18 protein-coding genes and 1 tRNA gene are annotated in these 18,952 nt (G+C 69.9%); 14 read left to right on the top strand and 5 right to left on the bottom strand.

What is annotated here, in order from left to right; translation table 11 throughout:
* Positions 1 to 97 precede the first annotated feature (97 nt).
* The 6 genes from eno to ACIBJB_RS36520 all read left to right on the top strand — a co-directional run bounded on the left by eno (position 98) and on the right by ACIBJB_RS36520 (position 6,893).
* On the top strand, positions 98 to 1,384 hold the full coding sequence (eno, locus tag ACIBJB_RS36545; protein WP_062044024.1) for a phosphopyruvate hydratase: 1,287 nt from the start codon (positions 98 to 100) through the stop codon (positions 1,382 to 1,384).
* 118 nt (positions 1,385 to 1,502) lie between these two features.
* Entirely contained in the window at positions 1,503 to 1,979 is a 477-nt protein-coding gene (locus ACIBJB_RS36540; protein ID WP_398937273.1) for a septum formation initiator family protein, read from the top strand.
* Between the two features lie 30 nt (positions 1,980 to 2,009).
* Positions 2,010 to 2,615, top strand: a complete 606-nt coding sequence (locus ACIBJB_RS36535) for a DUF501 domain-containing protein (protein ID WP_398937271.1) — start codon at positions 2,010 to 2,012, stop codon at positions 2,613 to 2,615.
* Complete coding sequence (locus ACIBJB_RS36530; protein WP_398937269.1) at positions 2,612 to 3,553, top strand: exopolyphosphatase; 942 nt, start codon at positions 2,612 to 2,614, stop codon at positions 3,551 to 3,553. The genes ACIBJB_RS36535 and ACIBJB_RS36530 overlap by 4 nt, the downstream gene beginning before the upstream one ends.
* 443 nt (positions 3,554 to 3,996) lie before the next feature.
* Complete coding sequence (locus ACIBJB_RS36525; protein ID WP_398937267.1) at positions 3,997 to 5,373, top strand: NAD(P)/FAD-dependent oxidoreductase; 1,377 nt, start codon at positions 3,997 to 3,999, stop codon at positions 5,371 to 5,373.
* A gap of 221 nt (positions 5,374 to 5,594) precedes the next feature.
* On the top strand, positions 5,595 to 6,893 hold the full coding sequence (locus tag ACIBJB_RS36520) for a class I SAM-dependent methyltransferase (protein WP_398937479.1): 1,299 nt from the start codon (positions 5,595 to 5,597) through the stop codon (positions 6,891 to 6,893).
* Between the two features lie 484 nt (positions 6,894 to 7,377).
* On the opposite strand, the gene ACIBJB_RS36515 is transcribed toward ACIBJB_RS36520, so the two are convergent.
* Together ACIBJB_RS36515 and ACIBJB_RS36510 are read right to left on the bottom strand one after the other, a co-directional pair.
* Positions 7,378 to 9,906 carry an ABC transporter permease gene (locus ACIBJB_RS36515; RefSeq protein WP_398937265.1) on the bottom strand — a complete coding sequence of 843 codons (2,529 nt, stop codon included), beginning with the start codon at positions 9,904 to 9,906 and terminating at the stop codon, positions 7,378 to 7,380.
* Positions 9,906 to 10,676 (bottom strand): ABC transporter ATP-binding protein, encoded by a 771-nt coding sequence (locus ACIBJB_RS36510; RefSeq protein WP_398937263.1) that lies wholly within the window; start codon positions 10,674 to 10,676, stop codon positions 9,906 to 9,908. The genes ACIBJB_RS36515 and ACIBJB_RS36510 overlap by 1 nt, the downstream gene beginning before the upstream one ends.
* Before the next feature lie 390 nt (positions 10,677 to 11,066).
* Here ACIBJB_RS36510 and ACIBJB_RS36505 point away from each other — a divergent pair.
* Positions 11,067 to 11,150 (top strand) — tRNA-Leu (locus tag ACIBJB_RS36505).
* A gap of 49 nt (positions 11,151 to 11,199) precedes the next feature.
* On the opposite strand, the gene ACIBJB_RS36500 is transcribed toward ACIBJB_RS36505, so the two are convergent.
* Both ACIBJB_RS36500 and ACIBJB_RS36495 read right to left on the bottom strand, forming a co-directional pair.
* Positions 11,200 to 11,460 (bottom strand): hypothetical protein, encoded by a 261-nt coding sequence (locus ACIBJB_RS36500; protein ID WP_328782245.1) that lies wholly within the window; start codon positions 11,458 to 11,460, stop codon positions 11,200 to 11,202.
* 490 nt (positions 11,461 to 11,950) lie between these two features.
* The gene (locus ACIBJB_RS36495; RefSeq protein WP_398937260.1) at positions 11,951 to 12,343 is read right to left on the bottom strand and encodes a helix-turn-helix domain-containing protein; all 393 of its coding nucleotides are present in this window, start codon (positions 12,341 to 12,343) and stop codon (positions 11,951 to 11,953) included.
* A gap of 232 nt (positions 12,344 to 12,575) precedes the next feature.
* Here ACIBJB_RS36495 and ACIBJB_RS36490 point away from each other — a divergent pair, with 232 nt between their 5' ends.
* The 6 genes from ACIBJB_RS36490 to ACIBJB_RS36465 all read left to right on the top strand — a co-directional run bounded on the left by ACIBJB_RS36490 (position 12,576) and on the right by ACIBJB_RS36465 (position 18,237).
* Positions 12,576 to 12,791: a hypothetical protein gene (locus tag ACIBJB_RS36490; protein WP_225886303.1), complete on the top strand. Its 216-nt coding sequence runs from the start codon at positions 12,576 to 12,578 to the stop codon at positions 12,789 to 12,791.
* Positions 12,792 to 12,843: 52 nt separating this feature from the next.
* A complete protein-coding gene (locus ACIBJB_RS36485) occupies positions 12,844 to 13,062 on the top strand; it encodes a hypothetical protein (protein ID WP_007382551.1) in 219 nt (72 codons plus the stop codon).
* 107 nt (positions 13,063 to 13,169) lie between these two features.
* Positions 13,170 to 15,104 carry a hypothetical protein gene (locus tag ACIBJB_RS36480; RefSeq protein WP_398937258.1) on the top strand — a complete coding sequence of 645 codons (1,935 nt, stop codon included), beginning with the start codon at positions 13,170 to 13,172 and terminating at the stop codon, positions 15,102 to 15,104.
* 68 nt (positions 15,105 to 15,172) lie between these two features.
* The gene (locus tag ACIBJB_RS36475; RefSeq protein ID WP_398937256.1) at positions 15,173 to 15,862 is read left to right on the top strand and encodes a hypothetical protein; all 690 of its coding nucleotides are present in this window, start codon (positions 15,173 to 15,175) and stop codon (positions 15,860 to 15,862) included.
* A 157-nt stretch (positions 15,863 to 16,019) separates the two neighbouring features.
* The gene (locus tag ACIBJB_RS36470; protein ID WP_398937254.1) at positions 16,020 to 17,195 is read left to right on the top strand and encodes a 4-hydroxybenzoate 3-monooxygenase; all 1,176 of its coding nucleotides are present in this window, start codon (positions 16,020 to 16,022) and stop codon (positions 17,193 to 17,195) included.
* A 148-nt stretch (positions 17,196 to 17,343) separates the two neighbouring features.
* The gene (locus ACIBJB_RS36465) at positions 17,344 to 18,237 is read left to right on the top strand and encodes a Bax inhibitor-1/YccA family protein (RefSeq protein WP_398937253.1); all 894 of its coding nucleotides are present in this window, start codon (positions 17,344 to 17,346) and stop codon (positions 18,235 to 18,237) included.
* A gap of 65 nt (positions 18,238 to 18,302) precedes the next feature.
* On the opposite strand, the gene ACIBJB_RS36460 is transcribed toward ACIBJB_RS36465, so the two are convergent.
* On the bottom strand, positions 18,303 to 18,533 hold the full coding sequence (locus ACIBJB_RS36460; RefSeq protein ID WP_007382546.1) for a DUF4287 domain-containing protein: 231 nt from the start codon (positions 18,531 to 18,533) through the stop codon (positions 18,303 to 18,305).
* 104 nt (positions 18,534 to 18,637) lie between these two features.
* On the opposite strand from ACIBJB_RS36460, the gene ACIBJB_RS36455 reads away from it, so the two are divergent.
* Positions 18,638 to 18,949, top strand: coding sequence for a hypothetical protein (locus ACIBJB_RS36455; RefSeq protein ID WP_365657612.1), 312 nt, complete (start codon positions 18,638 to 18,640; stop codon positions 18,947 to 18,949).
* Positions 18,950 to 18,952 lie beyond the last annotated feature (3 nt).

Genomic DNA, 18,952 nt, shown 5'->3' with positions numbered 1-18,952 from the left:
GCGGTCCACACGGTGGCCGATCCTCCGGAGGCGGTTAGGCTCGGTCTCGCAGAACCCACCGCGGTCCCGGCGGACCGTGTCACACCCCAAGAAGGAGATGCTCGTGCCGTCCATCGACGTCGTCGTAGCCCGGGAAATCCTGGACTCCCGAGGCAACCCCACGGTCGAGGTCGAGGTCGGCCTCGACGACGGCAGCACGGGTCGTGCCGCCGTCCCGTCCGGCGCCTCCACGGGCGCCTTCGAGGCCATCGAGCTCCGCGACGGTGACCCGAACCGCTACCACGGCAAGGGTGTCGAGAAGGCCGTCCTCGCCGTCATCGAGCAGATCGGCCCGGAGCTGGTCGGCTACGACGCCACCGAGCAGCGCCTGATCGACCAGGCGATGTTCGACCTGGACGCCACCGACAACAAGGGCTCGCTCGGCGCCAACGCCATCCTCGGCGTCTCCCTCGCCGTCGCGCACGCCGCCTCCGAGGCCAGCGACCTCCCGCTCTTCCGCTACCTGGGCGGCCCGAACGCGCACCTGCTGCCGGTGCCGATGATGAACATCCTGAACGGCGGCTCGCACGCCGACTCCAACGTGGACATCCAGGAGTTCATGATCGCCCCGATCGGCGCGGAGTCCTTCTCCGAGGCGCTGCGCTGGGGCACCGAGGTCTACCACACCCTCAAGAAGGTCCTGAAGAGCAAGGGCCTGTCCACCGGCCTCGGCGACGAGGGCGGCTTCGCGCCGAACCTGGAGTCCAACCGCGCCGCCCTGGACCTCATCCTCGAGGCCATCAAGGAAGCCGGTTACATCCCCGGCGAGCAGGTCGCCCTGGCGCTCGACGTCGCCGCCTCCGAGTTCTACAAGGACGGCAAGTACCAGTTCGAGGGCAAGGACCGCTCCGCCGCCGAGATGACGGAGTACTACGAGGAGCTCGTGGCGGCCTACCCGCTCGTCTCCATCGAGGACCCGCTGTTCGAGGACGACTGGGCCGGCTGGAAGGTCCTCACCGACAAGCTCGGTGACAAGGTCCAGATCGTCGGCGACGACCTGTTCGTCACCAACCCCGAGCGCCTGGCCCGCGGCATCGACGACGGCGCCGCCAACGCCCTGCTCGTCAAGGTGAACCAGATCGGCTCGCTCACCGAGACCCTGGACGCCGTCGAGCTCGCCCAGCGCAGCGGCTTCAAGTGCATGATGTCGCACCGCTCCGGCGAGACCGAGGACGTCACCATCGCCGACCTCGCCGTCGCCACCAACTGCGGCCAGATCAAGACCGGTGCGCCGGCCCGCTCCGAGCGCGTCGCCAAGTACAACCAGCTCCTGCGCATCGAGGAGATCCTCGACGACGCGGCGGTGTACGCCGGCCGCTCCGCGTTCCCGCGCTTCAAGGGCTGAGCAGCTTCAAGGGCTGACCCCGGCAGGGCTAAGCCTTCGCCAGTCGTACGTACGTCCCCGTACCGGTCCCGTACCGTGTGCGGGGACGTACGCACGTAGAAGGGGAGGCGGAAAGCCGATGGCCGTGAAGGACCGGGACCGTTTCTCCACCGCGACCAGGATCAGACTGCTCGGCGAGCAGACCGCGGCCCGTGTCTACCGCTCCCAGACCAAGCGACAGGCCCGCCGCTCCCGGCTGACCGGCCGGGCCGCGCTGCTCGCGCTCGTGCTGTGCACGCTGGTGGTGGCGCTGGCGTACCCGATAAGGCAGTACGTCTCCCAGCGCGCCGAGATCGCCGACCTGCAGCGGGAGAAGGCGCGGGCCGCCGAGCGGGTGGAGAAGCTGCGCGACCTCAAGGCACGCTGGCAGGACGACACGTACGCCGAGCAGCAGATCCGGCAGCGGCTGCACTATGTGATGCCGGGCGAGACGGGCTTCATCGTGGTCGACCCGGACGCGGCCAAACAGTCGCACACCGACCTCGGGGCCGCCGACCGCCCCTGGTACGCGAACCTCTGGGACGGGGTCGACAAGTCCGACGCCTCCGACCAGTGAACCGACCGATGGACCGATAGAAAGACAGGCATGGAAACGCCTCCGCCCTCCACTCCGCGAACCGAGCCGACCGACGCGGACGTCGAGGCCTTCAAGCAGCAGCTCGGGCGGCCGCCGCGCGGGCTGCGGGCGATCGCGCACCGGTGTCCGTGCGGGCAGCCGGACGTCGTGGAGACCGCGCCTCGGCTGCCCGACGGCACGCCCTTCCCGACGACGTACTACCTGACGTGCCCGCGCGCCGCCTCGGCGATCGGCACCCTCGAGGCGAACGGTGTCATGAAGGAGATGACGGAGCGGCTCCAGACCGACCCGGAGCTCGCGGCGGCGTACCGGGCCGCGCACGAGGACTACATCGCCCGCCGTGACGCCATCGAGGTGCTGGAGGGCTTCCCGAGCGCGGGCGGCATGCCGGACCGGGTGAAGTGCCTGCACGTCCTGGTGGGCCACTCGCTCGCCGCGGGCCCGGGCGTCAACCCGCTGGGCGACGAGGCGATCGCGATGCTGCCGGAGTGGTGGCGCAAGGGCGCGTGCGTGAAGCCCTTCGGGCCGCCGACCGGTGCGGGGTGGCAGGTGCACGCCTCCGAGGACGGCACGGGCCACTTCGCCTTCAAGCCGGTCGAGGGAGACGACCGATGACCCGCGTCGCCGCCGTCGACTGCGGTACGAACTCCATCCGCCTCCTCGTCGCCGACTGCGACCCCGAGACCGGCGAACTGGTCGACCTGGACCGTCGTATGACCATCGTGCGGCTCGGACAGGGCGTCGACCGGACCGGGCGGCTCGCGCCCGAGGCGCTGGAGCGGACCTTCGCCGCGTGCCGGGAGTACGCGGCGGTCATCAAGGAGCACGGGGCCGAGCGGCTGCGGTTCGTCGCCACCTCCGCCTCCCGGGACGCGGAGAACCGGGACGCGTTCGTACGCGGGGTCCTCGACATCCTCGGGGTCGAGCCCGAGGTCATCTCCGGGGACCAGGAGGCGGAGTTCTCCTTCACCGGGGCGACCAAGGAACTCAAGGGCAGCGACCACCTGGCCAGGCCCTACCTCGTGGTGGACATCGGCGGTGGTTCGACGGAGTTCGTGGTGGGCGACGGCCATGTGCGCGCCGCACGCTCCGTCGACGTGGGCTGTGTGCGGATGACCGAGCGGCACCTCGTGCGGGACGGGGTCGTCAGCGACCCGCCCACCGACGCGCAGATCGCGGCCATGAGGGCCGACATCGAGGCCGCTCTCGACCTGGCCGAGGAGACCGTCCCGCTGCGCGAGGCGCGCACGCTGGTGGGGCTCGCCGGGTCCGTCACCACCGTGTCGGCGATCGCGCAGGAGCTGCCCGAGTACGACTCGCAGGCCATCCACCACTCCCGGATCTCCCACGAGCGCGTCCGGGAGATCACCGACTGGCTGCTGCACTCCACCCACGCCGAGCGCGCGGCCGTCCCCTCCATGCATCCCGGGCGCGTGGACGTCATCGCCGCCGGGGCTCTCGTACTCCTGTCGATCATGGAGCGGATCGGCGCCGAGGAGGTCGTCGTGAGCGAGCACGACATCCTCGACGGCATCGCGTGGTCGGTCGCGTAGGACTCCGCAGGACCCTGTCGAGCACCTCTGCTGAGCAGGGAGAACAACGTATGAGCGCGTCCGGGGGGCCCTTCGGGGGCCCTCCTTGACGTGTCGCCGGGAAAGTTCGTGAAGTTCTTCACAAGGAATTGGGCCCTGTCGGACGACGAATCTGGTCCGGTTGGCCCTTCCGGGGTCCCAACACCCCTGTGAACACGTTCAAAACGGTGGGATGCGGACCTCGGGCGAGGGTCGCGCGAGGGGGTCGCGCGGGTCTCTCACAGGAGGGCTTTCGGCGCAGAGAGGCAGCTCACGCGGCATTGACAACGGGTCGCCCTACACGGTGGTTCCCGTCTCGCGCCATGACGTGGATCACGCGAGTCGCGGAGGATAACACACCCTCTGCAAGAGCTTGTGAAGGGGCGCACGAGCGACCCCCCTGGGGCGGGTGGATACTCGATGCCATGAGCACCACGGAGCGTCCCAGGATCCTCGTAGTAGGCGGTGGGTACGTAGGCCTGTACGCAGCTCGGCGCATTCTCAAGAAGATGCGCTACGGCGAGGCGACCGTCACGGTCGTCGACCCCCGGTCGTACATGACCTACCAGCCCTTCCTCCCCGAAACCGCCGCCGGCAACATCTCCCCGCGCCACGTCGTCGTCCCGCTGCGACGCGTGCTGCCCAAGGCGGAGGTTCTCACCGGCCGGGTCACCACCATCGACCAGGACCGCAAGGTCGCCACGATCGCCCCGCTGGTCGGCGAGGCGTACGAGCTGCCCTTCGACTACCTGGTGATCGCGCTCGGCGCGGTCTCCCGCACCTTCCCGATCCCCGGCCTCGCCGAGCAGGGCATTGGTATGAAGGGCATCGAGGAGGCCATCGGCCTGCGCAACCACGTCCTTGAGCAGCTCGACAAGGCCGACTCCACGACCGACGAGGAGATCCGCCGCAAGGCGCTCACCTTCGTCTTCATCGGCGGTGGCTTCGCGGGTGCGGAGACCATCGGCGAGGTCGAGGACATGGCCCGCGACGCGGCCAAGTACTACAGCAACGTCTCGCGCGAGGACATGCGGTTCATCCTCGTCGACGCCGCCGACAAGATCCTCCCCGAGGTCGGCCCCAAGCTCGGCCAGTACGGCAAGGAGCACCTGGAGAGCCGGGGCGTGGAGATCTACCTCTCCACCTCGATGGACTCCTGCGTCGACGGCCACGTGGTCCTCAAGAACGGCCTCGAGGTCGACTCCAGCACCATCGTGTGGACCGCCGGCGTCAAGCCGAACCCGGTCCTGGCCCGCTACGGCCTCCCGCTGGGCCCGCGCGGTCACGTGGACACCGCCCCGACCCTCCAGGTCCAGGGCACCGACTACATCTGGGCCGCCGGCGACAACGCCCAGGTCCCGGACGTCGCCGCCCGCAAGGCCGGCGTCGAGAACGCCTGGTGCCCGCCGAACGCCCAGCACGCGCTGCGGCAGGCGCGGGTCCTCGGCGACAACGTGATCTCCGGGATGCGGGGCTTCCCGCAGAAGGACTACAGCCACTCCAACAAGGGTGCTGTCGCGGGTCTCGGCCTGCACAAGGGCGTCGCGATGATCGTCATGGGCAAGATGAAGATCAAGCTCAAGGGTCGTCTCGCCTGGTACATGCACCGCGGCTACCACGGTCTGGCCATGCCGACCTGGAACCGCAAGGTCCGCGTCTTCGCCGACTGGACGCTCGGGATGTTCCTCAAGCGCGAGGTCGTCTCCCTCGGCGCGATGGAGCACCCGCGCGAGGAGTTCTACGAGGCCGCGAGGCCCGTGCCGGCCGCCGAGCCGAAGAAGACCGAGGCGAAGGCCTCCTGACCGGCTCCGGTCTCCTGACCGGCCCCGGTCGCTGATCCACCCCGAAGGACCTCCCGCCATCCGTGGTGCGGGAGGTCCTTCGGCGTTCCCGCACCCACCGGATGTACGTGGTTGTTGCATGTGTTTTGCCCAGACGTAACCCGCCGAAGGGACTGCGCCCCGGCATGCCGCTGTTTACCCAGGTGGACAATTCCGGGATCCTCGTCACGGAGGTGTACGCCATGGCAGATGCCGCGCTGCGGCTCAGGGACCTCGTCGGACAGTTGCTGGGAGTGCCGCTCCCGGTGCGGATCCGCGCCTGGGACGGTTCGGAGGCCGGGCCGCCCGACGCGCCCGCGCTGGTCGTGCGCAACCGGCGTGCCGTGCGCCGGCTGCTGTTCAAGCCGGGTGAGCTGGGGCTGGCCCGCGCCTGGGTCACGGGAGACCTGGACATCGACGGCGATCTCTACACCGCCCTCGACCTGATCTCGGGGCTCGTGTGGGAGCGCGGGGAGGACGCGAGGACCCTCTTCCAGGCCCTGCGCGACCCCGAGGTGCGTTCCGCCGTCCGCGGGCTCGTCGCCCTCGCCGGACCGCCGCTGCCCCCCGCCCCGCCGCCCGAGGAGATCCGCCGGGCCCGCGGCCATCTGCACACCAAGCGCAGCGACAAGCGGGCCATCAGCCACCACTACGACGTCGGCAACGGCTTCTACGAGATCGTCCTCGGACCGTCGATGGTGTACTCGTGCGCCTACTGGGAGGCTCCCGAACCCGAGGGAACCCTGGAGGGCGCCCAGCGCGACAAGCTCGACCTCGTCTGCCGCAAGCTCGAACTGCGGGCCGGGCTAAGGCTCCTCGACGTGGGCTGCGGGTGGGGCTCCATGGCCATCCACGCCGCCCGCGAGTACGGCGTGAGCGTCGTCGGCATCACCCTCTCCCAGGAGCAGGCGGCCTACGCCCGCAAGCGCGTCGCCGACGAGGGACTCACCGACCGGGTCGAGATCCGGGTGCAGGACTACCGGGACGTCACCGACGGGCCGTACGACGCCGTCTCGTCCATCGGCATGGCCGAACATGTCGGCGCGGAACGGTACTTGGAGTACGCCGAAGTCCTGCTGAAGCTCCTCAGGCCCGGCGGACGGCTCCTCAACCACCAGATCGCCCGGCGCCCGCAGCGCGACGAATCGACGTACGACCTCGACGAGTTCATCGACGCCTACGTCTTCCCCGACGGCGAACTCGCCCCTCTCGGCACCACCGTCACCATGCTGGAGCGGGCCGGGTTCGAGGTGCGGGACGTGGAGTCGATCCGCGAGCACTACGCCCACACCCTGCGCCGCTGGGTCGCCAACCTGGAGTCCCAGTGGCAGCGCGCGGTCCGGCTCGCCGGGCCCGGGCGGGCCCGTGTGTGGCGGCTGTACATGGCCGCGTGCGCCCTCGCCTTCGAACGCAACCGCATCGGCGTCAACCAGGTACTCGCCGTCAGAGCCACCGAATCCGGCGCGTCCGGGCTGCCGCTGAGGTCCCGCACCTGGAACTGACTCCCATGGGAGCCTCCGGATGTCGCCGTCCGTCATGCGTACGGCCCGCGGCCGTGAGGTAGCGCGGGCGGCGGCCCCGCCGACCGGCGAAGCGGCTGGCGCGACCGCCCGGATCCTGCGGGGCGCCGGGCAGGAACAGGGGCCCGCTGCCGGGCAGCGGGCCCCAAGTGCGGTGCGGCTGGCTGTCTTTGCGCGGTGCGCAGGTCGGCCGGAGGGGTCGGTGCGGTCGGCTGCGGTGCGCGGATCCCGCGGGGGTCGGCGCGGTGCCGGGCGGGAACAGGGGGCCGTCGCCGAGTGGCGGGCTCCAAGTGCGGTGCGGCTGCCTGTCTTTGCGCGGTGCGCAGGCTGTCCGGAGCGGTTGGTGCCGCTGCCTGGGGGACTGGTCGCGGTGCGTGGATCCCGTGCCGGTCGGTGGGGCGCCGGGCAGGGAGAGGGGGCCCGTTGTCGGGCAGCGGGCCCCCAAGTGCCTTATGGCCGCTCGTACTTACTCCGCCTTGATGGCCGCCAGCATGTTCATGCGGGCCGCACGGCGGGCCGGCCACAGGGCGGCGAGGATGCCCACCGTGGCCGCCAGCAGGAGGAACACCGCCATCCTGGCCCAGGGCAGGACGAGTTCGTACGTCGCCATCTTCGTGCCGAGGAGCTCACCGGCCGCCCAGCCGAAGAAGACGCCCAGGCCGATGCCCAGGACCCCGCCGAACAGGGAGATGACCAGTGACTCCAGGCGGACCATCCGCTTGATGCCCTTGCGGTCCAGGCCGATCGCGCGGAGCATGCCGATCTCCTGGGAGCGCTCGAACACCGACATGGCCAGGGTGTTGATGACCCCGAGGACCGCGACGATCACCGCCATGGCGAGCAGGCCGTAGAGCATGTTCAGCATCAGCGTGAACATCTGCGCGATGGAGTCCGACAGATCCTTCTTGTCCTGGACCTTGATGGCCGGGTTGGAGCCGAGGGCCTTCTCCAGCCTGTCCTTGGTCGTGGCGGAGGCGCCGTCGGACGTCTTCAGCATGACCTGCATGTCGGACAGATCGCTCAGATGCGGATTGAGCGTCGCGGTGTCGAGCAGGATGCCGCTGATCAGCTCGTTGCCCTCGTAGACCCCGGCGACCGTGAGCTTCTGCGCCTTGCCGTCCTCGTAGTGGACGGTGAAGGTCGAACCCGCCTTCCAGCCGAAGGACTTGGCCCGGTCCTGGTCCACGACCACCTGGCTGCCGCCGACCTTGAACGCGCCGTCTGCCACCTTGAGGTCGGTCAGCTCGCCGATCGCGGAGCCGTTGACGCCGGTCAGGTACTCGGTCTCGCCGTCGATGCGGGAGGCCGCGTTGCGCAGCGGGCTGACGGCGGTGACGTCGTCGACCTTCGCCAGCTTCTTCTCGACGTCCGCCGAGAGTTCGTTGCCGTTGGCCATCGAGACGACGTAGTCCGCCTTGACGGCCGCCGACGCCATCTTGTCGATCGACTTCTGCAGGCTGCCCGCCATCACCGTCATACCGGTGATCAGGGTGAGCCCGATCATCAGCGCGGAGGCGGTGGCGGCCGTACGGCGCGGGTTGCGCACCGAGTTCTGGCGGGCCAGCTTCCCGGAGACGCCGAAGACGCGCAGGAGCGGTGCCGCGGCCGCGATCAGCGGGCGGGACAGCAGGGGGGTGAGGATGAAAACACCGATGATCAGCAGGACCGCGCCCATGCCCATCGGAGCCTGGCCGTCCGAGCCGTCCATGGTGGTGGCCGCCAGGATGACGGCGACACCCGCCCCGCTGAACAGCGCGCCCAGCGTGTTGCGCAGCACCAGCGACTTGGTCGTCGCCCTCGCGTGCACACTGCTCATCGCCGCGACCGGCGGGATCTTCGCCGCCCTGCGGCCCGGCAGCCAGGCCGCCAGCATGGTGATCAGGACACCGACCGCGAGGGCCACGCCGACCGTGCCCGGCGTGATGACGAGCGGCCCGTCCGGGACGGTCGCCCCGAGCGTGCCCATGAGGGACCTGAGCCCGGCGCCGATGCCGATACCGGCCACGAGACCGGTCACGGCGGCGACCAGGCCCACCACGAACGCCTCGACCAGAACCGACCGCGTGACCTGCCTGCGGGACGCGCCGACGGCCCTGAGCAGCGCCAGCTCCTTGGTGCGCTGGGCGACCAGCATGGTGAAGGTGTTGGCGATGATGAAGGTGCCGACGAAGAGCGCGATGCCCGCGAAGACCAGCAGTCCCTGCTTGAGGCCGCTCATCGAGGAGGCGATCATCTCGGCCTGCTCGTCGGCGAGTTCCTTTCCGGTCTCGGTCTCGACCAGGTCGGCGGGAAGCGCCTTGTCCAGCGCGGCCTTCAGCGCGGTCTGGGAGGTGCCTGAGGCCGCCTTCACGTCGATCTCGTCGTACGTCCCCGGCTTGCCGAACAGCTTCTGGGCGGTGGCCGTGTCGAAGAGGGCGAGGCTGCCGCCGGCGGCGACATTGCCGTCGTCGGTGGTGAAGATGCCGGTGACGACCGGCTTCAGGACCGGGCCGTCGACCGAGATGCGCACGGTGTCACCGACCTTGTAGCCGGCCCGTTTCGCCGTCTCGGAGTCGATCGCGACCTGGTTCGCGCCGTGCGGTGCGGCGCCCTCGGCGAGCGGGTACCGGGGGTCCTTGTCCCCGTAGTAGTTGCCGCCCTGCGACTGGAAGCCGCCGCCGATGAGCTTGCCGTCCTTGTCGGCGATGGCGGTGAATCCGCTGACGACGCCGATGGCGTTCGAGGCCCCCGGAACCCCGGCGCTCTTCTCGAGCAGCGCCTGGGTCAGGTCGGGGTTCTTCCCGATCGTGTTGCCCTTGTCCTCCCGGGACTCGGCGGTGACGGCCACGTCGACCTGGTCGAAGCCCTTGGCCGAACTCTTCTGGTAGGCCTCGGAGATGGTGTTGGTGAAGACGAGGGTGCCGGACACGAACGCAACGCCGAGCATGACGGCGAGCACGGTCATGAGCAGTCTGGCCTTGTGCGCGAGTACGTTGCGCAGGGCGGTGCGGAACATCAGGAGGTGCGGCCCTTCGCGTCGAACTGCTTCAGGAAATCAAGGACGTTCTCGGCGGTGGGCTGGTACATCTCGTCGACGATCCGGCCGTCCGCGAGGAACACCACCCGGTCCGCGTACGCCGCGGCCACCGGGTCGTGGGTCACCATGACGACCGTCTGCTCCAGCTCCCGAACGGAGTTGCGCAGGAAGCCCAGCACCTCGGCGCCGGAGCGTGAGTCGAGGTTTCCGGTCGGCTCGTCGCCGAAGATGATGTCGGGCCTCGACGCGAGGGCCCGGGCGACGGCGACGCGCTGCTGCTGGCCGCCGGAGAGCTGGGCGGGCCGGTGACTGAGGCGGTCCCGCAGCCCGACCATCTGGATGACCGATTCCAGCCACTGCTTGTCCGGTTTGCGGCCGGCGATGTCCATCGGGAGGGTGATGTTCTCCAGGGCCGTCAGGGTCGGCAGCAGGTTGAACGCCTGGAAGATGAAGCCGATCTTGTCCCGCCGCAGCTTGGTCAGTTGCTTGTCCTTCAGCGAGCCGAGCTCGGTCTCGCCGATGCGGACCGAACCGGAGGAGAAGGTGTCGAGGCCGGCGACGCAGTGCATCAGCGTGGACTTGCCGGAGCCGGAGGGGCCCATGATCGCGGTGAACTCGGCCTGGCGGAACTCGACGGTGACCCGGTCCAGGGCGACCACCTGGGTCTCGCCCTGTCCGTAGATCTTCGACAGATCCGTGGCGCGCGCGGCCACGGTGGTGGTCCGGCCGGCGACGGGAGTGGTGGTCACGGGATGGAACTCCTAGCGGGACGACATCGTTGAAGGACGTCTTCCATCGTGGTGGCCGCAGCGCGCCGTGTAGTCAGCCGCAGTTCTGGTTCCGAAGGCAGACTTTGGAGGGACCGCGCCGCCGGCTGTCATACCTGGGGATGACGGAGGCCCCTCATCGGGGCACGTGCAGAGAACAGGTGGAGCGTCCTTGTTCGGACGGTGAAATTCCGTCATTCCGCATGCGCGGCCGGGTGTCCCACGTAACGCTATTGGCAAGTGCGGATGGCGTGTTCCGTGGTCTGATGCACCCTCAGACGTCAATAAAATAAGACAACATCGGTCCGCCCGTCCGCTGTTCGGGGGATGCCTCCCGATAGGCTCGGAACCTCGACGCGGAGCCCATGGCCTGCCCGGATGGTGGAATGCAGACACGGCGAGCTTAAACCTCGCTGCCCCTTCGCGGGCGTGCCGGTTCAAGTCCGGCTCCGGGCACTTTCCCGCCCACGCAGTGAGTTCTCACGCGTGGGCCGGTACGCCGCCGTCAACCTTCGTAGACGGTCAGTACGGCGCCGTCGATCTCGATCCGGCGGCCGGCGCGCAGGCCGTCGCGGCGCAGTGTTCTCAGACAGGTGTGGAACAGGGGCAGCTCGTCCGCGTCCAGGACGGCGGCGGCCAGTTCCACGAGTTCGGTAACTGACTGATCGGTCAGTACCTCGGGCAGCTCGCCGGAGAGCAGAACGACCGATTCACCGGCGGGCCCGCGGACCACGGCTGTGGCCGGCCCGCCATGCACGAACAACACATTCCCCCCTGGGAGCCCGGGGTCGTGCGGCTCTCGCTCCTCGGGCAGGACGAGAGACTAGCGGGGGAGTGCGGTGCTTTCGGCCACAGTCGACATTCTTTTCCGACTCCACGGAAGAGTGAACATCCGCGGTCGCGGACCGCCGGGACCTGCTTCCGGACGGTCACTTCCTTGGCCACGGGTGGGCTCGTTCGCGTCGGACTCGGGGGTCGGGGGTCCGTGGGGTGGGCGCGGGGGGCACCGGGCGGTTGCGCGTACGGTCCGGGACGCGTCCGTGGGGTGGGCCGGCGTCCGGATGGACGCTTGCCTGGGGCGATGTCCTCGCCGGCCGGGACGGTGACCGTGCGGGAGACGCGGACGTCGCCGAACGCGGCGGAGACGGTGGCCTCTTGGTCGTGGCGTTGCGCACCGGGACGGTCAGGGTGAGCTCGGCGACCGACAGTTCGTTCTCCGGAGCGACGCTCGGGCCCGGACGGGTGTGGCCGGGTGGTTACTTCTTCGGGGTGCGGTCCAGGAGGGACTCCACGAGCGCGGTCACGTGGCGGCGGTCGTCGGCCGAGAGTTTCTGGAGGCTGGCGATGAGCAGGTCCACCTCGGGGTCGGCCGGGCGGGCCGCGCCGTCCGGGTCCTGGCCGGCCGGTGAACCGTACACATGGATGCCGCAGGCCTCGGCGGCGGAGCGGCGCACGGTGTCCAACGGCAGTTCCAGCCCCTTGGACAGGCCCTCCAGGGTGGTCGACTGAGGCATGCGGACGACGCGGTCGGTGGTCGCCAGGTGGTGGACGGTGGAGCGCGGGATGCCGCCGCGGCGCGCCACGTCGCCGTAGGACCAGCCCTTGCGGTCCAGGCGCTCACGGATCAACTGCTGCAGTGCGTTGGCCACGGGTGGGTCACTTCCTGCTCGCCGCTCGGCGGAACCGTCCATGTCGCAGCCGATTCTACGGGCGGCCCCTCCCGCCGCCGAAAGGGTGATTCCCCGAACGGGTTGCGCAAGGGTCCCGCCAGGCCCTAGTGTCCAATCTCGTTGGACAGTACGTCCGACCAAGTTGGACAGAGTGTGGGGGGAACCTGACTCGGTCCGACCGGAAACGCCCATCCCTGAGGGGGAATTGATCATGATGGACGCTCACGAGCTCGAGGCCGAGTCCGCGGAACTGCTGCCGGGCCGGGAGGCGCTCGGTCGTCTGAAGTTCAGTTTCAACAAGACGACCAACGTGACCAAGCACATCGCCAACGTCGAGGCCCACAACTCGTCCCTGGCCGTCAACGACCACTCCTTCGCGTCGGCCGCCGCCTCCAGTGCGGGCCAGAGCATCACGGTCACCCAGTAACACCCGCGCACCACCTCGCACCCGATCCACATCACCTGAAAGGACGTCCGTCATGAGCATGGACATGCACGAGCTGGAGACCGAGTCCGCCGAGCTGCTGCCGGGCCGCGAGGCCCTGGGCCGTCTGAAGTTCAGCTTCAACAAGACGACCAACGTCACCAAGCACATCGCCAACATCCAGGCGGACAACCAGTCCGCGGCGCTCAACGACCACTCCTCCTACTCGGTCGCCGAGTCGCAGGCCTCGCAGTCGATCGTCGTCAAGCAGTAGCGCCGGCGTGATCCGGCCGTCGGGGTGGACCGCCCGTACCAGCGGTGCGGTCCACCCCGACGGTCATGCAAGGGGGGAAGCGGGGAGGACGTGGGGGGAGACCACATATGACAGTGCTCGGAGACGGGCTCCCGACGCTGTACGACCCCGGGCCGGTGCCCGGACCCGGCGGCTGGCCGGTGACGTACGAGCAGGTGGCCACCGGCAGCCTGCCGGTCGTCGAACAGCGGCTCGTGCCGCGGCTGAGCGCGGGACTGCGACTGCACGGCGAGTACCAGGGGTCGGGCTTCACCGAGCCCAAGTACATCGCCCGTCGGGGGGACGGGCAGGTCGTACAGCTGTCGCGGCTGCTGCATCTCGTGGCGTCGTCCGTGGACGGCGTGCGCGACACCGAGTCGATCGCCCACCGGGTGAGCGCGAGATTCGGCCGCGAGGTCAGCGGCGAGAACATCCGCTTCCTGGTGGAGAAGAAGCTCGAACCGCTCGGGGTGACGGTCCCCGAGGGCCAGGAGAGCGACGAGGTCGACGCCCCGCGCTCCGACCTGCTGCTCGCCCTCAAGGGCCACCGGATCATCTTCGACGAGCGGCGCACGGCCCGGATCGCGCGGATGTTCGCGTGGCTGCACCGGCCGGTCGTGGTCGCGGCCGTGCTGCTCACGACCGTGGCCATGGACGTGTGGCTGTTCGGTTTCTTCGGGGCGATCGAGCCGGTCCTGGAGGTCCTCGACCAGCCGGTGCTGATCCTGATCGTCTTCGGTCTGACCGTGGCCTCGCTCGTCTTCCACGAGTTCGGCCACGCCTCCGCGTGCACCTACGGCGGCGCCCGGCCCGGGTGCATCGGCTGCGGGATCTTCCTCATCTGGCCGTCGATGTACACGGACGTGACGGACGTGTACCGGATCGGACGCGGCGGGCGGATCAGGACCGACCTGGGCGGCGTCTACTTCAACGTCGTCTTCATGCTCGGCATGGCCGGGCTGTACTTCGCCACGGGGGAGCCGTTCTTCCTGGCCGCGGTGTATCTCGGGCACTTCGAGATCCTCGAACAGCTGATGCCGGCGGTGCGCCTCGACGGCTACTACATCCTGGGCGACCTCGCCGGGGTTCCGGACCTCTACGGCAAGATCAAGCCGATCCTGCTCGGACTCGTGCCCGGCAGGAAGGGACGGGCTGCGCGCCAGGAGGTCGCCGGGCTGAAGAAGTCGGCGCGGACCATCGTGGCCGCGTGGGTGCTCACCATGGTGCCGCTGATCATCGGCGAGATGGGCTACGCGCTGTGGAACCTGCCCCGGATCATCGCCACGATGACCCGGTCCATGGTCGAGCAGTTCTCCGGCACGGGGTCGGCCTTCGCGGACGGCAAGGTCGTCGAGGGGCTCGTCGGGGTGCTGGGCTGTCTGATGCTGCTGATCCCGATGGGCGGTGTCGTCTATCTCTCCGTGAAGATCGGAGGGCGGCTCCTGCGGGCCGCGAAGCGGTCCACGGCGGGGCGGCCCCGGTTGCGGGTGGCACTGTGCGCGGTGGTCCTCGCCGGACTGACGGGCCTCAGCTACGCATGGACGTCCGGACTGACGCCTCAGCCGCTCCCGAAGAAGCCCCCGATCGCGCCGATCCTGCAGCCCGGGGTGTCGACGGAGGAACCGCAGCCCCGCCAGGCCACGACGCCTGACGGCAACGCCTCGCCCTCGGACCAGGACGCCTCGGGCGACCCGGCGGGCACGGGCCCCGGTGCGGTTCCGCCCTCGGCCGCAGGGCGCTCCACGGGCTCCGCCGCCCCCACCCCCGGGACATCCACCGACACGTCGACGTCCGCCTCACCGGCGTCGTCCGCGACGGCACCGGGCTCGGCGACCGGGGGCTCCTCCCGCGGACCGGCGTCCCCGACGCAGGGCACATCGGCGGCCCCGGAACCGTCGTCACCGGGTACGGGAGCGGGACCCTCCACGCCCGCCCCGTCCCCGACCCCGTCGGAGAGCATCCCGCCCTCACCCACCGAGACCACGTCCCCACCGCCGGCCGGCGGTTCACCGGGGGCGTCCTGAGCACCCCGGCCGGTCCGGCCGTCACCCCCCCCCGCATCCGTACTCATCCATCCCTTCAGGGAGATCCCTTGAACAGCCACCGAAAACCCCGCACCTCCACCCCGTTCACCCGGCGTGCCGTCCGCGTGGGCCTGTTCGCCGCCGGGGTCGCCGGAGTGGCGACCGCCGTGCCGGCGCAGGCCGCGACCGGCGGGGCCGCCACCAGCGGGGCCGCCAAGGTCGCCGTCGCGTCGGACCACGTCTTCAGCCACGCCGACCGCCTCGACCACACGGAGGAGAAGGACTCGTTCACCATCCGGCAGTTCGGCAAGGTGAACGCGGCCTCCGTGCGCAACCAGGCCAACGCGGTCTCGTCGGGCTGCACCGCCGACGACGCCTGCCGTTCGGTCGCGCTGTCCTTCCAGATCGTCACCATGGCGGGTGAGCACACCCGCCTGAACGCCGTGAACCTCAGCGACGCCACCAACAAGAGCTGCACCGGCTGCCAGACCCTGGCCGGCGCCTACCAGTTCGTGGTCTCCACGCCCACCCCGCTCAGCCTCGACTCCGCCCACCGCCGGCAACTCGCCGACATCCACCGCCGACTGGACGCCCTGACCCGCTCCGACGTCCCCGCGACCGATCTGCGCACGCGTGCCGACGCCCTCGCCGCCGAGGTCAACGCGGTCCTCCAGGACGCCGTGGCCGACGCCCCGAAGGGGGACGCGCAGGACGACGTCACCATGCACCGCCACCTGGACGGCTGGCCCGGCCGCTGACCCGCCCGGCCGTCCGGCCCGCAGCAGCCACCCGCGGGCCGGACGGCCGCGCAGAGCGTTGACATCGCCAGACCCTGGGCGCAAACTCAGCAGATCCAAGTGAAGTAAATTTCACTCTGCGAACACGGTCGAACAAGGTCTCGGAAGGGAACGCCCGATGCGTACCACCGTCGGCATCATCGGAGCCGGCCCCGCCGGCCTCCTCCTCGCCCGGCTCCTCCACAACGCCGGCATCGACTCGGTCGTCCTGGAGAGCCGCGACCGCGCCTACGTCGAGCACCGCCAGCGCGCCGGGATCCTGGAGCAGGGCACGGTCGACGTGCTGCGCGCGGCCGGCGCCGGGGAACGCATGGACCGCGAGGGACTCCCGCACGACGGCATAGAGCTGCGCTACGACAGGAAGCGCCACCGCGTCGACTTCCCCGCCCTCACCGGCGGCCGGTCCGTGATGGTCTACGCCCAGACCGAGGTCTGCAAGGACCTCATCGCCCTCCAGCTCAAGGACGGCGGCCCCCTGCTCTTCGAGGCGGAGGCCCTGGCCGTCGAGGGCGCCGACACCGACACCCCGCGCGTCCGCTTCCGGCACGAGGGCCGCGAGGACGTCCTGGAGTGCGCGTACGTCGTCGGCTGCGACGGCTTCTGGGGCGTCGCGAGGAAGGCGATCCCCGCCGAACTGACCCAGGTCTTCGAACGGGCGTACCCCTTCGCGTGGCTCGGCATCCTCGCCGACGTCCCGCCCTCCCACGACGAACTCGTCTACGCCCGCCACGACCGCGGCTTCGCCCTGCTGTCCATGCGCTCCCCGTCCGTCTCCCGCCTGTACCTCCAGGTCCCCGAGGGCGCGGACGCCGGCAGCTGGGAGGACGAGGAGATCTGGGACGAGCTGGAGCGCCGCTTCGAGACGGACGACGACTGGACGCTCGACCGGGGGCCCATCACCCAGAAGTCCGTCACCCCCATGCGCTCCTTCGTCCACGAGCCCATGCGCCACGGCCGCCTCTTCCTCGCCGGCGACGCGGCGCACATCGTCCCGCCCACCGGCGCCAAGGGCCTGAACCTCGCCGTGGGGGACGTCGTGACCTTCGCGAGGGCGCTGACGTACCAGAAGGAGACCGGTTCGGCCGAACGCCTCGACGCCTACTCGGAGACCTGTCTGCGCCGGGTGTGGCAGGCCGAACGGTTCTCGTACGACATGACGAGCCTCCTGCACCGGGCGCCCGACGCCACTCCCTTCGAGGACCGGATGCAGCTGGCCCGGCTGGAGCGGATCGCCGGTTCGCGGGCCGCCGAGACCGACCTCGCCGAGGGGTACACCGGCTTCCCCTTCGGGTGAGGCCCCTCCGGTGCCGGGAATCACGCGTACGCGTAGCGTGTTGGCCAGCACATCGAGGGAAGATCCTCCTCAAGCACTAGGGTCATTCCTTTGCCTACCCATTACTCTTGAGGGCAAGGTCCACAGACGGTGGCCATGGAGGAGTGAAATGAGGAGCAGCAACCCGGTCTTCTCGCGACGGGGGTTCAGCCGCGACAACGGCTACGCGGGCTTCAACACCGCGCCGCAGGCCGGGGGCGCAGCCGTGGGCACGCAGGGCAGCCCCTACGCGCAGCCGCAGGGCAACCCGTACGCGACCAACCCGTACGCCCAGCAGGGCCTGCAGCAGGGCGCACCGCCGCAGACCCCGGTGACCACCGGCCGGATGACGATGGACGACGTCGTCCTGCGCACCGGCACCACGCTCGGCATCCTGATCGTCACGGCCGCGCTCGCCTGGGCGCTGCTGCCCGTCGACGACGCCAACATCGGCCGCTCGTACGGCATCGGTATCGGTGCCGCCGTGATCGGCATGGTCCTGGCGCTCGTGCAGTCCTTCAAGCGCACGGCCACGCCCGCCCTGATCGTGTCGTACGCCGCGTTCGAGGGCGTGTTCCTCGGCGTCATCTCCAGCATCGTCGACAACCGCATCGCGAGCGGCGCGGCCATGCAGGCCGTGATCGGCACCCTGGCGGTCTTCGCCGCAGTACTGGTGGCGTACAAGGCCGGCTGGATCCGCGTGAACCGGCGGTTCTACGGCTTCGTGATGGCGGCCGCGCTCGGCTTCATGCTGCTGATGGTGGTCAACCTGCTGTTCGCCGCCTTCGGTGGCGGTGACGGCCTCGGCTTCCGCAGCGGCGGCCTCGGCATCCTGTTCGGCATCATCGGCGTCCTGCTCGGCGCCTGCTTCCTCGCCCTCGACTTCAAGCAGGTCGAGGACGGCATCGCCTACGGCGCCCCGCGCGAGGAGGCGTGGCTGGCCGCGTTCGGTCTCACGCTGACGCTGGTGTGGATCTACATGGAGTTCCTGCGACTCATCGCGATCCTCAACAGCAACGACTAGTCCTCGACGGTCGTACGGCGAAGGGCCTCCGGTTCCGACCGGGGGCCCTTCGGCATGTGCGCAGCTCAGAAGTACCTGCGCGCGGCCCTCCTCAGGTCGTACTCGTGGATGATCGCCTTGGCGTGGCCGTACGCGAGGTTGTGTTCGTGGCGGAGCCAGCTGACCTTTTCCTCGAAGCGGAAGAGGGCCGGGCCTTCGTCGACGGTGCGGAGCCAGTCGGAGACTTCACGACCGGTGCAGTGGGGGATGCGGGCGAGCAGGTTGCGGTGGGTCTCCTCGGAGAGGACGTGGGACATCGGCGCCTCCGGACGCAAAGGGGATGTAAGCCGGTCCTTCAGGTCACCGTGCCTGAGCGTTCGCCTGTTGGCAACAGTCCCGGTGGGACGCGTACGGTTGCCGGGTGGCTGATACCTCGCGTCTGACCCGGGCTGTGGACCATTTCGCCGACCGTCTGCGGGCCGCGCCGCAGAGCCGGTTGCAGCGGGGCGCCGCCGCCGAGGCGCTGGGCCTGGCCCGGGAGTTCGCCCGTCGGACGCAGGTTCTCGAGGAGCCCGGGACCGAGCTTCGCGAGATGCCGGACGCGGGGATGTTCGCCGCCGCCGACCAGATCACCGTGGCCGTACACGACTTGGCTCTCGTCCTGACGGACGAGAGCCAAGTGGAAGAAGCGATGGAACTGGTGGCACAGGCCCAGCAGCGTGCCGGAGTGTGACTC

The sequence above is a fragment of the Streptomyces sp. NPDC050759 genome (assembly GCF_044456945.1).
In the GTDB taxonomy this organism is placed as follows: Bacteria; Actinomycetota; Actinomycetes; order Streptomycetales; family Streptomycetaceae; genus Streptomyces.
The sequence above is the reverse complement of the archived record's forward strand: the minus strand, read 5'-3'. Positions and strand labels throughout refer to the sequence as shown.